Annotated in this window: 1 pseudogene; it reads left to right on the top strand. The window is 63.3% G+C overall.

From position 1 onward, the window contains the following. A pseudogene (locus AO268_RS04675) lies at positions 1 to 683 on the top strand (type IV secretion protein Rhs); the annotation flags it as partial.

Raw genomic sequence — 683 nt, 5'->3', positions numbered from 1 at the left:
CCTGTGTGTGGTCGGCGGCTCGGTGGTGTGGACCGATCATGAGAACCGCAGCACCACCTTTCCCCTGCCCTCCACGGCCCGCCCGGCCATCAGCAATAGCCTGGCCGAGGCGGCGATTTATCTGGGGGCGGCGTCGGATGAACTGGTGCTGGCTCAAGGGGCACGGTTCTACCACTTTCACGACGGTGTGCTGACGGCCATCAGCGACGCGTATGACAACCGCCTGCGTATTTCCCGCGACGGCTTGGGGCGGATTCTGCGCCTGGATAACGGTGCCGGTCGCGCCCTGCTGTTGCGCTATGACCGTGGGCATATCGTGGCGGTGGACTACCAGGNTGTTGCGCTATGACCGTGGGCATATCGTGGCGGTGGACTACCAGGTGTTTCGCGTGGACAGCGAAGCGGACGACGCCTGGGTGACCGAGCAGAACCTGGTTGCCTACCGCTATGACGAACAGTGGCGACTGCTTGAGGCGACCAATGCCGTCGGCGAAAGCGAGCGCTATCAGTACGACAGCCTCTCGGTCATCACTGAACGACAGTTGGCCGGTGGGGCGAGTTTCTTCTGGGCGTGGGAACGGTCTGGCAAGGCGGCGCGCTGTGTACGGCATTGGGCCAGTTTTGCGCAGATGGATACGCGCTATGCCTGGGATGACAACGGCAGCGTCACCTTGCTGCACGCC

Source organism: Pseudomonas sp. ICMP 8385 (assembly GCF_002699915.1).
GTDB classification, from domain to species: Bacteria; Pseudomonadota; Gammaproteobacteria; order Pseudomonadales; family Pseudomonadaceae; genus Aquipseudomonas; species Aquipseudomonas gessardii.
Note: the sequence above shows the minus strand (reverse complement) of the source record. Positions and strands in the feature narration are given on the sequence as shown.